Below are 15,232 nucleotides of genomic sequence, written 5' to 3'. Positions count from 1 at the left end.
GAGATAGTATAAAAAATTATTACTCTGCTAAAGCGACCGCTTCTATTTCAACCTTCACATCTCTTGGTAACCTAGCTACCTCTACACATGAACGAGCTGGGAAATTACCATTAAAGAAAGAGCCATAAACTTCATCAATAAGCTTAAACTCTGTCATATCTTTGATAAAGATAGTTGCCTTGATTACTTTATCTAGACCTGAGCCTGCTGCTTCTAATACTGCTTTTAGATTCTGCATGACTTGAGTAGTTTGTTCTTTAACACACTCTCCAGACATAGTGCCATCTGCTTTTAGTGGTATTTGACCAGAAGTATATACAAAGTTTCCTACTTTTATAGCTTGCTCATACGAACCTATAGCTTGCGGTGCATTAGTAGTATTTATTTTAATCTTTTCCATTAGACATCCCTCGCGAGTTTATAAGTTGGATCTATTTCTTCAAAAACACAGTATGGACCAGCACTTTTGAGTATTTTACGACAATCTTCACTTAGATGTTTAAGCGTAACTTTCTTACCTAAATCTAAGTATTTCTTAGTAATATCATCTATTGCCTCAGCTCCGGAGATATCCATAACTCTAGAGTTAGCAAAATCTAATATAACATTATCTGGATCATAATTTACATCAAATAAGCTCTTAAACGAAGATGTTGAACCAAAAAATAGTGGTCCAAAAAACTCATATACTTTTGTATTGTCATCTTCTCTATGAGTACGGCTATGTACTTGTGAACTCTTCCAAGCAAAAACTAAAGCTGAAATAATCACACCAGAAATAACGGCAATCGCTAAGTCCGAAAATACAGTAATAACTGTGACCGCTACTAAAACCACCTTATCTGAATTTGGCATATAACGGATACGATTAACACTCTCCCACTCAAAAGTATTGATACACACCATAAACATAATACCAGCTAACACCGCGACAGGAATATAAGATATATACCCAGATAGAGCAACTACAAAAGATATCAGTAGCAATGCTGCTGTTAATGATGATAAACGCCCACGCCCACCATTTGTGAAGTTAATTATCGACTGACCTATCATGGTACAACCAGCCATCCCACCAAAGAAACCACAAACAATATTACCAGTACCTTGAGCGATACATTCTTGATTACCATTACCACGCTTATTATCCATTTCATCAAGCACTGATAATGTCAGCAGTGATTCAATCAAACCAACAAGTGCAACAATCACAGCATAAGGTAATACCATAAGAAATGACTGCATAGTCAAATGAATATTAGGCAATGCAAAACTTGGAAATGCTCCAGAGATATCTGCCAAATCTCCAACATTTTTTGTCTGTAATTTGAAGAATACTACTACAGCTGTTATAACAATAATTGCTACTAGACCTGAAGGCACTTTATCAGTAAATTTAGGTAAGAAGTAAACTATCAACATAGTTACGCCAACTAATACATACATTGTAATTCCTTCACCTCGGAATAACGGTATTTGTGCTAAAGCGATAACTATAGCTAAACCATTAACAAAACCATACATCGCCGGTTGTGGTACTAGGCGAATTAACTTACCTAAGCGAAGTATCCCAATTATAACTTGTATAACACCAGCCATAATCGCACATAACAATATGTACTGCAGGATATAACTACTTAGTTCACCAGACTGGGTAAGTGAGTTTAGCATCTCAGGAGAAAGTGATGCCTTAACTTGAATACCTAAGCTTACTAATACAACTGCTACCGCTCCAGTTGCTCCAGAGATCATCCCGGGTTTACCACCTATAAGAGCTGTTATCAGACCCAATATAAAAGCAGTATATAAACCAACTGTAGGAGATACTCCCGCGATAAATGAAAAGCCTATAGCTTCAGGGATAAGAGCAACTGCAACTACAAAACCAGATAATACATCTGATTTGATGTTCCTGCCAATAAAATTCTCTTTATAATTTAACAAACTTATTTCCTAATTTTTTAGATTCTAATTTTTAAGCCTTAAAGATACCATAAAAGAAATTTGTATTTAAGTAGAATTAAAGTTCGTCTAAATAATCTAAATAGTATTTTTGTATTTTTTAATACATATTATCGAAACCACAATCATAAAAATCAATAGTGGATAAATGCTATTTAGAATATCAAAGAATCCTCCTCCTTTGAGAAGAATTTCTCGGACAATATTTAGATAATGAGTTAAAGGTAAAATATTACCTATGACTTGTGCCCACTCTGGCATACCATCAAATGGAAACATAAATCCTGACAGCAATATCGATGGTAAGAAAAAGAAGAATGTCATTTGCATTGCTTGTAATTGTGTATCAGCAATAGTTGAAAATGTAATACCCACCAAGAGATTTGCAATAATGAAAGGAAAAGTTGCGATAAGTAATAGTAAAATACTACCAACTATAGTTATTCCAAATATTACTTTGGCAAATATTATAATAAGCAATAACTGAATATAACCAACCACAATATATGGAGTAATCTTACCGAAAATAATCTCAAGAGATGTAACAGGTGTCGCAAGTAGAGATTCCATAGTTCCATACTCTTTCTCGCGTGTGATTGTCAAAGATGTAACCATAACCATAGTCATAGTCAAAATCACTCCTGCCAATGCTGGTACGATATTATTTTGTGTTTTACTCTCTGGATTATATTTATTATGGATTACAAAATTAAAAGGCTGTGGCTGAGGTATTTGTTTATTAGAAAAGTATTGACTGTATATCTCTTTGACCTTATCAACAGCTTGTAAAGCACCTGAGTTTGAAGTTGCATTTGCTCCATCTGCTATTATTAGAATATTCGGAGATTCACCACGATAAACTTGCTTAGTAAAGTTAGGCGGTATATCTATAATAAACTGTACCTTACCTTTACGCATTAGTGTTGTCGCATCATCTCTTGAGATGTCTTGATATTTGATATCAAAATAACCAGTATTATTAATTTTCTCGATTAGATAGTTTGTTTGTAGTGTCTTATCAGCATTAACTATTGCTGTACTTAGATGCTTTGGATTCATATTTATAGCAAAGCCAAATAGTATTAGCTGAATAAGTGGTATACCAATCACTAGTCCAATTGTGACTTTATCTCTAAGCATATGAATAACTTCTTTGAGAAAAATCGCATAGTACCTATTAATATCAAAATACTTCATGCAAAGTTATCCTTTTGGCTACTCATCAAATATATAAAAGCATCCTCAAGTGATGTTTCTATTGATTGCCATTCAAATTGATTATACTCTGTTTGAATATGTGTAATATCAACATTATTTTTAACACTAAGATGTACACTACTACCAAACATTGATACTTGCTCAACTTCAGTATTATCTTGAAGCTCTAACACAAGGCTATAAACATTTTTGCCTGAAATATTGTATGTTTTGATACCACAGCTATCAATAATATCTTTTTGAGTACCACTAGATAACAGCTTTCCATAAGCGATATATGACAACTTATTGCATCTTTCTGCTTCATCCATATAGTGAGTTGATACCAATGTTGTGATGCCTTTACTTGATAGAGTAGATATATAGTCCCAAAATTCTCTACGTGCTTTTGGATCTACTCCAGCTGTAGGTTCATCTAATAGTAATAATTTAGGATCATGAATTGTTGCCACACCTAAAGCTAATCGTTGTTTCCAACCACCTGATAACTCATAAGCTTTTTGATTCGCTCTAGCTTTACCTATTTGTAAATTATCTATAGTCTTCTCAACAGCTTCTTTAATATTTTTTAAACTATGAAGTCGCGCAAAAATCTTGAGATTCTCTCTAACTGTAAGATCTGGATAGAGTGTAAATTTCTGAGTCATGTAACCAACTTGCTGTTTAATAATACTCGCGTGAGTACCTATATCATAACCAAGACAAGTACCCTCACCTTTTGTAATTGGAAGTAGACCACATACCATTCTTATAGAGGTTGTCTTACCTGAACCATTAGGTCCCAAAAAACCATAAATATCCCCTTGCTTAACTTGCAGAGAGATATTATCAACTACCGTTTTATCACCATAGACTTTGGTAAGGTTTTTGACATCTATTATTAGTTGATCTTCTTTGTCACTTATCATCTTAGCTCTACCTTTACAGGCTCTCCGATATGAATCTCAGAGCTATTTGCAGAGTAATCAACCTTAGCATGCACTTCAAAAGAAATCTCTGAATCAGAATTTATGCCATACAATAATGGTGGTGTATATTCAGCCTTTTGTGAGATATAACTAACTTTAGCTTCTAAACTCTTATTATTAGGTGTAATAAATTTAATACTTTGACCAATATGTAGGTTAGCTAAATTATCCTTTGATAAGTAAAATACAATATATACATCTTTAGGATTAATAATAGTCATTACTGGACTATACGCCCGTACTTCTTCACCTTTGTGATAAAAAATCTGATAAACATAACCATTTTCTAGTGATTTAACATCTGCTGAACTGATTTTTTGTTGTAAATATTTAGAGTTACTATTGATAAATTTTGACATAAAGTCAATCGCATTTCGCAAATCCTCTCGAGCAGGTAAATTATTAATAATTTGCATTACCTCTAATACTTCAACTTGATTATTTGCTTGGATATATTTACTTTGCGCCTGTTCAAATTCTTTTTGAGAAGTACTATCATCTTTTAATAACATTTGTTGGCGCTGATACTCTTTAGATGCAACGGCTAAATTTGCTTTAGCATTAGATATATCGATGGCTGTCTTTTCTATATATGGTTGTCTTTTACCTTTAGACATATTTTCTGAGACTGCCTGAGATGCACTGTACAAAAATTTATTTGAATCTAATAAAGTCTGATTTTTTGATGAATCAATTAGAAATAATGATTGCCCCTCTCTAATATACTCTCCTTGACTTACATCTAATCTAAGAAGCCTACCACTTTCCTGTGAAGATATATATCTAACATCTGTACCAACGTAACCAGGAATTACTTTAATACTCGATCTACTAATATAATAAATAAATCCTAAGACAAAAGTAACAAATATAATCGATACAATTATAATTTTTTTTCTAATCGACATCACTAATCAAAGATAAAAATCACTACGGTGATTATAAAGTAAACAACTATCATAAAAAACCATTTTTCTGATATAAAAATATTGCTATTTGATAATAAAAAAGTAATTATACTTCTGCTTTCAACCAAATCATGTAAGTCAAAATGTTCAAAAAAATTACCGCAACTGCTTTTACTTTATGTAGTGTTAGTATCGCTACTGCTGATGTTATAAACATTTATGCTCATAGAGGTCTTAGACCTATTGCTCCAGAAAACACTTTGCCAGCATATACAGAGGCTATGCGTGTTGGTGTCGATGTTATTGATATGGATATAAATATGACTAAAGACAAAGTTTTAGTTGTAACACACGATTTAACACTAAACCCAGATCTTACAAAAGATGAAAATGGTAATTGGGTAACAGAAAAAACTCCAATAAAAGATCTCACTTTAGATCAAGTCAAAAAATACACAGTTGGATATATAAAACCTAATTCTGCAACAGCAAAAATGTATCCAAATCATATTGGTATGGATAATGTTCACATGCCAACACTTGAAGAAGTTATCAACTATGTCAAATCTAATGTTGGTAGTAGAGTTCGTCTACAAATTGAGATAAAAACCAACCCTTATGATCCAAATGCAAGTTGGACTGCAGAAGAAATGGCTGAAGCTTTAAACAAAGTTTTGGTTAAAACAGATATGACTGATAATGTTGAAGTACAATCTTTTGAATGGCAAGCTCTAGTAGATTTACAGAAATTAAATCCAAAAGTCAAAACAGCATATTTGACAGATCATACAACAGAGCCAATGAATGCCGAACAAGCAAAACAACTTACGGATTACCAAAAATGGACAGCTCCACTTGATCCTAAAGACTATAATTACAATTATCCATTAATGGTCAAAAAATTAGGCGGTACATTCTGGGAACCTTATGAAAAAGATCTAACTAAAAAAGATGTTGAAGAAGCTCACAAACTAGGTGTCAAAGTTGTGACTTGGGGCTGGACAGAAGATGAAGGTAGTGATTTCAACTATGAAGTTATCAATAACTTAATCGATTGGAAAGTTGATGGTATCATTACTGATAGACCAGACATACTAAGAGGTGTAGAAGCAGCTAAAGGTTTAGATTTACCACCTGCTTATCCTAACATCCCTTTTCCAAAAAAATTCTAATCATTACCTAAAACATCCCAATTAAACAGTTAATTTATATTGCTGAATACCAAAAATTAAACTAAACTAGCGAATTACTATTGTTTAATATTTACCAATTAATAATGAATTTTCTTAAACCTGCGAAAGCTCTGCCTTTATTAGCTAAAGAGCAAATTCAAAAAGCTTACCCTCATTGGCGCCTGAGAATGTTTTTGGTAGCCTATATAGGCTATTTCACATACTATTTTGGTCGTAGTAGTTTCGATGTATCAAAACAATATATTACAACCTTAACTCCAGATGAGCTTGGACTAATTGGAGCGGGTTTAGGTATAGCTTATGGTATAAGTAAATTTTTGATGGGAAATATTTCAGATAGAAGTAATGCAAAGATATTTTTGGCTATTGGATTATTTATTACGGGGCTTATAAACCTTTTATTACCAAGCTTATTATCTCTAGGCGTACTTGTGTTATTCATTGCCATGCTTGTTAACGGATGGGTACAAGGTATGGGATGGCCAGCATGTGCGCGTATCATGACACACTGGTTTTGTGCTAATGAGCGTGGTACAAAAATGGGAATCTGGAATACTGCTCATAATGTTGGTGCTGGATTTTTAGCTATTGCAGTTGTACCTATTGGACTACTAATATTCAATGATAACTGGCACGGACTTTTTTATGTTGCTGGTGCAATGTGTATATTTGTATCTATTTTAGTTTTGATATTTGGTGCTGATACTCCTCAATCAGTTGGCTTACCAGCTATAGAAGTATACAAAGGCTATACAACTTCAGAAGCTCATCATGAACAAGAGTTTTCAGCTAAAGAAATCTTCTTTAAATATGTCCTAAACAATAAATGGGTTTGGCTAATTGCATTTGCAAATGCTTTTGTTTATTGTGCCAGATATGGTCTTTTAAGCTGGTCAACATATTATCTTGTTCATGTTAAGCACATGTCAACAACTACAGGACTTTTGGGATTTGCATTGTTTGAATTACCTGCGATTCCAGGAACTATAATAATTGGTTGGATAACAGATAAATATTTTGGTAGTCGTAGAGCTCCTATGGGTGTGATATGTATGCTTTTATTCATCGGTGCTTTATTTGTATACTGGTATAGTGACACTGCTTGGGTATTACTACTTTCATTATCTGCTATGGGTGTACTTATCTACGGACCTGTTGCTTTGATAGGAATATTAGCTTTGGACTTAGTGCCTAAAAAAGCTGGTGGTACTGCAGCTGGATTCACAGGATTGTTTGGCTATTTCTTAGGTACAGTTGGAGCTCAAGCGGTGATTGGTATTATCGCAACTATGCTAGGTTGGGATGCTGTATTTATATTCTTATTAGGCTCTTGTGTGATTGCTACTGCATTATTAGCTATCTGCTGGAACCTAAGTGCAAAAAAACACTAAAAAATACATTTATGAAAAATATTTTAATCACTGGTGCTAATGGTGGAATTGGATCTGCCATAGCATTAGCGGCAGCAAAAGCTGGTTATAATGTTGGTTTACATTATAATAAAAATCATAAGAATATTGATAAACTAAAAATTCAGCTATCTGAATATAACATCAATATTTCTACTCATTGTGCTAACATAGCAAATGAAGAAGATATCAAAATAATGTTTGATGAATTTATTTCTCAGCATGGTTCTATATATGCTCTTATAAATAATGCTAGTACAATTTTTCAGACCTGTCGGCTAGAGGATATGAGTGCTGATCGTCTACAAAAAGTATTCCAAGTAAATGCTATTGGAAATATTCTATGTGCAAAGCATGCGATAAAAAATATGTCGCAAAAATATGGCTACAGTGGTGGTAAGATTATTAACATATCATCTGGTGCATCTCGCTCTGGCTCCCCTAATGAGTATATAGATTACGCTTGTACCAAAGGTGCGATTGATACTCTTACAAAAGGATTATCAAAAGAGCTAGCTGATGAAGGAATCCTTGTAAATTGTATTAGACCTGGTTCTACTTATACAGATATCCATAAGCTATCTGGTGATGCTGCTAGAGTTGATAAAATCAAACATAAAATCCCGCTTAAAAGAGGTGGTTATCCTGAAGAGATTGCTAGTGGAGTTATATGGCTATTATCAGATGGTGCAAACTACTGCACAGGAACTATTATCGATATCACTGGTGGACTGTGAATAAATCAAAATAAATCTTTAAATTAATGAATATATAAGAAATTGTTATAGAGCTTATAACCATATACTATTTGACTAGACTTTTTCATTTACATACAATCACTTGTAGACCTTAATTTTATTTTAAAGATAAGATTCGGTTCAGTTTAGAAAATATAAGAAGAATCTTGTATTATAAGTTAACTTTATAGCGAGGAAATCACCATGCTAAAGAAAATTGTAACAGCATTAGGAATGTCTGGAATGCTACTAGCAGCCAATAGTGCTATAGCTGATGACAAAAATACCGAAATGGCTACACCTCAAAGTGTAGATTTATCGCCCTTACGTAATCTAAATAAGCTTGATAGTCCAATGGGGAAAAACTATGACTATCACCAGTCTTTCAAGAAGTTAAATACTGAAGAACTTAAAAAGGATATGCAAGATCTTTTGACCCAATCTCAAGATTGGTGGCCTGCAGATTTTGGTAATTATGGTCCTTTCTTTATTAGATTATCTTGGCATGATGCTGGTACTTACAGATTAGCAGATGGTCGTGGTGGTGCTAATCGTGGTCAGCAAAGATTCTCTCCGCTAAATAGTTGGCCAGATAATGTTAACCTTGATAAAGCAAGACAGCTTTTATGGCCAATCAAGCAGAAATATGGTGATGCTGTATCATGGTCTGATTTGATTGTTTTAGCTGGTACTGTTTCATTAGAATCAATGGGTATGAAGCCGATTGGTTTTGCCTTTGGTAGAGAAGACGATTGGCAAGGCGATGATACAAACTGGGGTATATCTCCTGAACAACTAATGTCTAGTAATGTCAAAGATGGCAAGCTTGCTCCAGCTTATGCAGCAACTCAAATGGGTCTGATATATGTAAACCCTGAAGGTCCAGATGGCAAACCTGATATAAAAGGTGCTGCTAGTGAAATTCGCCAAGCTTTTAGAGCTATGGGTATGACTGATAAAGAAACAGTAGCTCTTATTGCTGGTGGTCACACATTTGGTAAAACTCATGGTGCAGTTCCAGAGAAAGATATCAAAAAAGATATTGGTCCTGCTCCGGATAAAGCACCTATCGAGCAACAGGGCTTAGGATGGCATAATAGCTACGGTACTGGCATGGGTGATGATACTATGGGTAGTGGTCTTGAAGGCTCTTGGACTTCTACACCAACTTTTTGGAATCATGATTTCTTACATAACCTATATAACTTAAATTGGGAAAAAACTCTTAGCCCTTCTGGAGCTCATCAATGGACTCCTACAAATGCTAAGCCAGAAAATATGGTTCCTGATGCTCATAAGCCAGGTGTAAAACATAAACCTATAATGTTTACAACAGACTTAGCATTAAAAGAAGACGATGGATTTAATAAATATACTCAAGAATTCTACAATAATCCTGAAGAATTTAAAGAAGAATTTGCTAAGGCATGGTTTAAATTAACACATAGAGATATGGGTCCAAAATCTAGATATATAGGTCCTTGGATTCCTGAACAAAACTTTATATGGCAAGATCCTGTACCTGTTGCTGACTACAAGCAAGTATCAGCTCAAGATATCGCTCAACTTAAGCAAGATATCATAAACTCTGGATTAACGAATCAACAACTTATAAGAACTGCTTGGGATTCAGCTTCTACTTATCGTAAAACCGACTATAGAGGTGGATCAAATGGTGCAAGAATTGCTTTAGCTCCTGAAAAAGATTGGCAAATGAATCAACCTGCTAAACTTGAAGTTGTTCTTGCTAAGCTTAAAGAGATTCAAACCAACTTTAACAATAGCAAAACTGATGGCACCAAAGTATCATTAGCAGACTTAATAGTACTAGGTGGTAATGTTGGTGTTGAGCAAGCAGCTAAAGAAGCTAGTTATACTATAGAAATACCATTTGTACCAGGTAGAACAGATGCTACTCAAGCTCAAACTGATATAGAGTCTTTCAACTATCTAAAAACAAAAGCTGATGGCTTTGTAAACTATAGTGATGGTAGTCTAGCATCTAACAAGCTACCTCAAGCACTAGTTGAAAAAGCAAGCATGCTTAATCTAAATATACCTGAAATGACTGTCTTGGTTGGTGGTATGCGTGCACTAAATGTAAACTACGATGACTCCCAAGAAGGTGTATTTACCAAAACTCCTGGTCAGTTAAATAACAACTTCTTTGTAAACTTACTTGATATGTCTACAAAATGGGAAAAATCTGACACAAACAATGGTGAGTATATCGGTATAGATAGAAAAACTGGTGCACAAAAGTGGACTGCTTCTTCTGTAGATCTAATCTTTGGTTCAAATTCTGAACTTAAAGCTGTGGCTCAAGTTTATGCTGAAAATGGTAATGAGCAAAAGTTTGTAAATGACTTTGCAAAAGCTTGGCATAAAGTTATGATGCTTGGCAGATTTGATGTTCAAGAATAATTATTCTTAGTCTCTTTATCTTTCTTACTACTAAAATATTGCATATCTAGTCATTTACTCTAATATTTAATATATAATCACAAATTATATTTGAGTATATATGGCAATAAATCTTTATCATGAAAATGATTATCTAAGACAAAATAATGATATATCAAAAAAGGATAACTTTTCTCCTTTCAGACGGGATTATGCTCGTGTCGTTCACTCTTCATCATTTAGAAGACTTCAAGCAAAAACACAAATTTTCCCTAGTTTTGAAAATGACTTTTTTAGAAATAGGCTTACTCACTCTCTAGAGGTAGCACAAATAGCCAAATCTATAGCTGTTAAACTTAACGCAGAACATGGACTAAATTTAGATTATGATCTAATTGAAACAGCAGCACTCTGCCATGATATTGGGCACCCTCCTTTTGGTCATAACGGTGAAGTTGCCTTAAATAAAAAAATGCATAATTTTGGTGGTTTTGAAAGTAATGCTCAGACGCTACGACTGATATCACATACTGCGAAAAAAGATATTGATCAAAAGCAAACTTTTGGTTTAAATCTAACATATAGAACTCTTGCAGCAACTATAAAATATGATCAGCATATTCCACCAATTAGTGATCTAGGCAAGCTTACAAAAGGCTACTATCATGAAGAGTCAGGACTAGTTGAAGATATTAAACAAAAACTCCTGGAGCCTTATGGCATAACAACTATAGAAAACTTCAAAACTATAGAATGTTATATTATGGATGTAGCAGATGATATTGCCTACTCAACTTATGATGTCGAAGATGCTCTTAAAGGCGGATTTATAGATCCGCTATCTATGGCAAGTATTGATAATAAGCTTCTAGATAAAATCTACAATGCAATGCCTAGTGATTTAGAGATTACTAAGGATGAAATTCAAAATATCCTCAAAGATATATTTTCAGATTATATTGATTTCAATGCAGATAGCACTGAGATATACAAGATATCAAAAAATATTGCTAATAATAGCTTATTACGCACTAAACTAACTTCAAAACTAGTCAATAGTTGCATTCAAAATATTGAACTAGACTTAAACCTAGAAGTTCCTATTATTTCAAAGGTGTATCTAAATAATAAGATTAGAAAACAGGTAGAAGTACTTAAAAAATATATTTTATTCAAAATTATAAAATCACCTAAACTCAATGTCCTAAGATATCGTGGTCGAGAAATAATTTCAGAGATTTTTGATATTTTGATTAGCTCAACTCCAGATGAAAGCCTATTACCAGATGACATTGGTGCTATATTTTATAATACGCAAAACATTCACGAGAAAGCCAGAATTATAAGCGATTATATATCTTCTATGACCGATAGATATATAATTGAGCTCTATAATCAATTCAAATCAGACCCTTCGGCAATGATTTTTAAGCCTTTCTCATAAACCAACTAGCAGCAGCAATCCCAAAAAATGATACCGCTCCAGCAAATATAATTAAATATACTGGTACCAGAAGATTATTAGTTGTAGCTATAAGCGATATTGTCAAAGCAGGTATGCCTGCAGAAAATATTAGATATCCCAAATTATAGGCAATACCATAACCGCGACACCTATATTCTAATCTAAAGAAATTTGTAATAATCACATTATATGTTGAAGCAAAAAATCCCATTATAATTGACAAAATAATAAAACATGCAAAAACATCAGTTCCGGCAATCATATTTTTATAGAAGATTGGGGTTACTGCTATACTTATCAAAATCAATAGTGCCATCACCTTAGACTTAGATACATAATCACTAATAAAACCACCTACCAAACAACTAATCGCCATAATTATAGAACCAGTTAGAAGTAAATTAGAAATATCATAATTTGACTCTACATACATTTGTTTATACGCTGGTAAAAACATATATAGCTGAGTAGTTAACATAGCAATACAAGCAACTAAGGCTATACCAACAATTACCTTCACAATAAACAAAGAGTTTTCGGAGCGAGGTTTATCTAGCGCTTCAACAACTCTAGGAACATCAACAATATTTTTTCTGAGGAAAAATAATATAAATGTAAAACAAGCACCTATGAAAAATCCAATCCGCCAACCGTAATTTTCTATAAAGCTTTGGCTAGTAAAATGATTTAATATAAACAGTACAAGTGATGTCATCATAATCCCAATACTCAAACAACAAAACACTATACTAGTCATAAAGCCTTGTCTTTGAGGGTAGTTCTCGACAATATATACTACTGATACTGGTATTTCAGCTCCTACTGCCAATGACTGTATACAACGCAAACCAACAAACAAAATAGTAGCTAAAACACCAATACTTTCTATCGTAGGTAAAAAAGCTAATGCAAGAGTTGCGAAGAATAGTAAGAACATATTAAGCCTTAAGACAAATGCTCTACCCTTCTTATCAGCTATATATCCAAACCCCCAAGCACCAATAGGACGCACAAGATAGCCAACGATATATACTAAAAAAACCAATAACGTATTGCTTATAGAACTACTTTTATCAAAAAACTTACTACCAATAGCTACAGCAAATACTGAATATATTGCAAAATCATAGAACTCAAAAGCAGCACCTAATGATGAAAATAGTAATCTATTATAGTTTTTCATTAATTTTCTAATATCTAAGTTTGAAGATTTTAGTATATATTAGTGAAATAATAACGATAATCAAATATTAATTAGCATAAGCAGTAGATAGCTCCATCAACTCTAAAGTTACACTATAACTGTCTAAATCAATTTCAGAATTTAACACTTCGCGAATTTTAGCTTTCAATTGTTGTGAGATCTCTTCTAGGTGCCCAGGCTTTCTTCCTTTTAGAACTTTTATCTGCACATGGATTACATCCAGGCTATCATCTCCAGCTACACTACTAAAACTGTATCTATAAACTCTACTTTTAAAGGTTTCTAATTTAGTTGGTAACTTTTCTACCAAAAATTGCTGTGCTAAATTTATTACCTTCTTTGCTAATTCTGTATCAAATTGTTGAGGTACTTCTAAGATTATATGCGGCATTTAAACTCCTTTTTTAATATACTGACCTAGTGGAAGCATCAAAAATACTGTTCTAGCTATATAGAATAATATTAGCGCAATCCATAAGCCATAATTTTCATAGGGTTGTAATAAAAAAACAAAAGCAATATACACTCCTGCTGATAAAATCATCGCATTTCTCATTGCTACAGTCTTTAGGAGACCTACAAACACACCATCTATCCAAAAGCTAAAACTTGCAAATAACGGCATAAGAAACGAAAAAATAATATATTTATTTATCTGGATCTTAACATCTACAATATCGGTAAAGATTGATATTATATAACCACTAAAAGAAAAATAAACTATAGATAAAACCAGAGTTAGTATCATACTTTGCACAAATGTTTTATAGATAGTTTCTCTCAATAGGCTAGTATTTTTATCAACGTGCGCTTGAGCAACTAACGACTCAGTTGTATTAGCAAGAGCATCTAGAAACATCGCAAAAAACATACCTATTTCTACAAGGATAGTATTCGCAGCTAAAATAGTTTTCCCGTAATTCGAAGAAAATATATAAAAAGAATTAAATGCTAATAATAAACATAAAGAACGCACAAAAATATTTATATTAAGTTGAAGAAAAGGCATATAACTACCAAAATTTAAGAGCTTAAAATCTACCAACTTTTTGATACTAAAACTACCTGATCTATAGAAATATCTAAATATTTTTGTACTCAGATATATACTACAACTAGCAGAGGCTATAACTAAAGAAATTGCTACACCAACAACATTATAATTGAGAATAACCACCAAGAGCGTGCTCAACCCTATTGCTACACTCATATAGATAATAGAACTATAAAGTACTACTCTAGGATTTCCAACACCAATAAAGAAACCAATAAAAATATAATTTAATAATGAAAAAAACAAAATATAAATAGCAATATTATAAAAGTTTGCTAATAACATTTTTATATCAAATGAAGTATTTACTATTTTTAATACAGCAATCAGAATCACACTTTTAAGACTAAAAATAATTATTGATATTAATAATGCAATTAACACTGCCTTTATAACTATTTCCAGCATCTTTTCAAGATTATTAAGAGACTGAGCTATCAACCCTGTCAAACTCATTCTAAAAAATGAAAACATGAAACAAATAACATTTATTATTGAAACTCCTAAGCCTATAGCTGCAAGATAGTTGCTATCACTAAGATGACCAATTAATGCAGTATTGACAATACCAACCATTGGTAAAACCAAATTAGATAATATAAGAGGTAAAGATAATAAAAATATTTTTTTGTGCATCTAAAGAATCAAGAATCTATTTATGAACAAAATTATAGCATTTAAAAATGTATAACAATTCCATTAGCTATACAT

13 protein-coding genes are annotated in these 15,232 nt (G+C 32.9%); 5 read left to right on the top strand and 8 right to left on the bottom strand.

Annotated features, from left to right (window positions below; genetic code table 11):
• Positions 1–19: 19 nt before the first annotated feature.
• The 5 genes from IMS64_RS02920 to IMS64_RS02900 form a co-directional block, all read right to left on the bottom strand.
• The gene (locus IMS64_RS02920) at positions 20–400 is read right to left on the bottom strand and encodes a RidA family protein (protein WP_035735328.1); all 381 of its coding nucleotides are present in this window, start codon (positions 398–400) and stop codon (positions 20–22) included.
• Positions 400–1,944: a SulP family inorganic anion transporter gene (locus IMS64_RS02915; protein WP_042522945.1), complete on the bottom strand. Its 1,545-nt coding sequence runs from the start codon at positions 1,942–1,944 to the stop codon at positions 400–402. Before IMS64_RS02915 ends, IMS64_RS02920 begins: the two co-directional genes overlap by 1 nt.
• 96 nt (positions 1,945–2,040) lie before the next feature.
• Complete coding sequence (locus IMS64_RS02910; protein ID WP_035735326.1) at positions 2,041–3,159, bottom strand: ABC transporter permease; 1,119 nt, start codon at positions 3,157–3,159, stop codon at positions 2,041–2,043.
• The gene (locus tag IMS64_RS02905; RefSeq protein ID WP_211490853.1) at positions 3,156–4,088 is read right to left on the bottom strand and encodes an ABC transporter ATP-binding protein; all 933 of its coding nucleotides are present in this window, start codon (positions 4,086–4,088) and stop codon (positions 3,156–3,158) included. Before IMS64_RS02905 ends, IMS64_RS02910 begins: the two co-directional genes overlap by 4 nt.
• Positions 4,085–5,056 carry an HlyD family secretion protein gene (locus IMS64_RS02900; protein ID WP_244972913.1) on the bottom strand — a complete coding sequence of 324 codons (972 nt, stop codon included), beginning with the start codon at positions 5,054–5,056 and terminating at the stop codon, positions 4,085–4,087. Before IMS64_RS02900 ends, IMS64_RS02905 begins: the two co-directional genes overlap by 4 nt.
• Before the next feature lie 143 nt (positions 5,057–5,199).
• Here IMS64_RS02900 and IMS64_RS02895 point away from each other — a divergent pair, with 143 nt between their 5' ends.
• The 5 genes from IMS64_RS02895 (at position 5,200) to dgt (ending at position 12,242) form a co-directional block, all read left to right on the top strand.
• Positions 5,200–6,228 carry a glycerophosphodiester phosphodiesterase gene (locus tag IMS64_RS02895; protein WP_211490852.1) on the top strand — a complete coding sequence of 343 codons (1,029 nt, stop codon included), beginning with the start codon at positions 5,200–5,202 and terminating at the stop codon, positions 6,226–6,228.
• A gap of 104 nt (positions 6,229–6,332) precedes the next feature.
• Positions 6,333–7,640 carry an MFS transporter gene (locus IMS64_RS02890; protein WP_012279724.1) on the top strand — a complete coding sequence of 436 codons (1,308 nt, stop codon included), beginning with the start codon at positions 6,333–6,335 and terminating at the stop codon, positions 7,638–7,640.
• Between the two features lie 11 nt (positions 7,641–7,651).
• Complete coding sequence (locus IMS64_RS02885; protein WP_211490851.1) at positions 7,652–8,395, top strand: SDR family oxidoreductase; 744 nt, start codon at positions 7,652–7,654, stop codon at positions 8,393–8,395.
• A 204-nt stretch (positions 8,396–8,599) separates the two neighbouring features.
• Entirely contained in the window at positions 8,600–10,819 is a 2,220-nt protein-coding gene (gene katG, locus IMS64_RS02880; protein WP_211490850.1) for a catalase/peroxidase HPI, read from the top strand.
• Between the two features lie 100 nt (positions 10,820–10,919).
• Positions 10,920–12,242 carry a dGTP triphosphohydrolase gene (dgt, locus tag IMS64_RS02875; RefSeq protein WP_211490849.1) on the top strand — a complete coding sequence of 441 codons (1,323 nt, stop codon included), beginning with the start codon at positions 10,920–10,922 and terminating at the stop codon, positions 12,240–12,242.
• Here the strand turns inward: dgt and IMS64_RS02870 are convergent.
• From IMS64_RS02870 to IMS64_RS02860, 3 genes are all read right to left on the bottom strand, one after another.
• On the bottom strand, positions 12,226–13,446 hold the full coding sequence (locus IMS64_RS02870; RefSeq protein ID WP_211490848.1) for an MFS transporter: 1,221 nt from the start codon (positions 13,444–13,446) through the stop codon (positions 12,226–12,228). The two genes, dgt and IMS64_RS02870, sit on opposite strands and share 17 nt — an antisense overlap.
• 67 nt (positions 13,447–13,513) lie before the next feature.
• Positions 13,514–13,858: a tautomerase family protein gene (locus IMS64_RS02865; protein ID WP_211490847.1), complete on the bottom strand. Its 345-nt coding sequence runs from the start codon at positions 13,856–13,858 to the stop codon at positions 13,514–13,516.
• Positions 13,859–15,157 (bottom strand): MATE family efflux transporter, encoded by a 1,299-nt coding sequence (locus IMS64_RS02860; protein ID WP_211490846.1) that lies wholly within the window; start codon positions 15,155–15,157, stop codon positions 13,859–13,861. It abuts the gene before it with no gap.
• Between the last annotated feature and the right edge of the window lie 75 nt (positions 15,158–15,232).

The sequence above is a fragment of the Francisella philomiragia genome, from assembly GCF_018135955.1.
GTDB lineage: Bacteria > Pseudomonadota > Gammaproteobacteria > Francisellales > Francisellaceae > Francisella > Francisella philomiragia.
The sequence above is the reverse complement of the archived record's forward strand: the minus strand, read 5'-3'. Positions and strand labels throughout refer to the sequence as shown.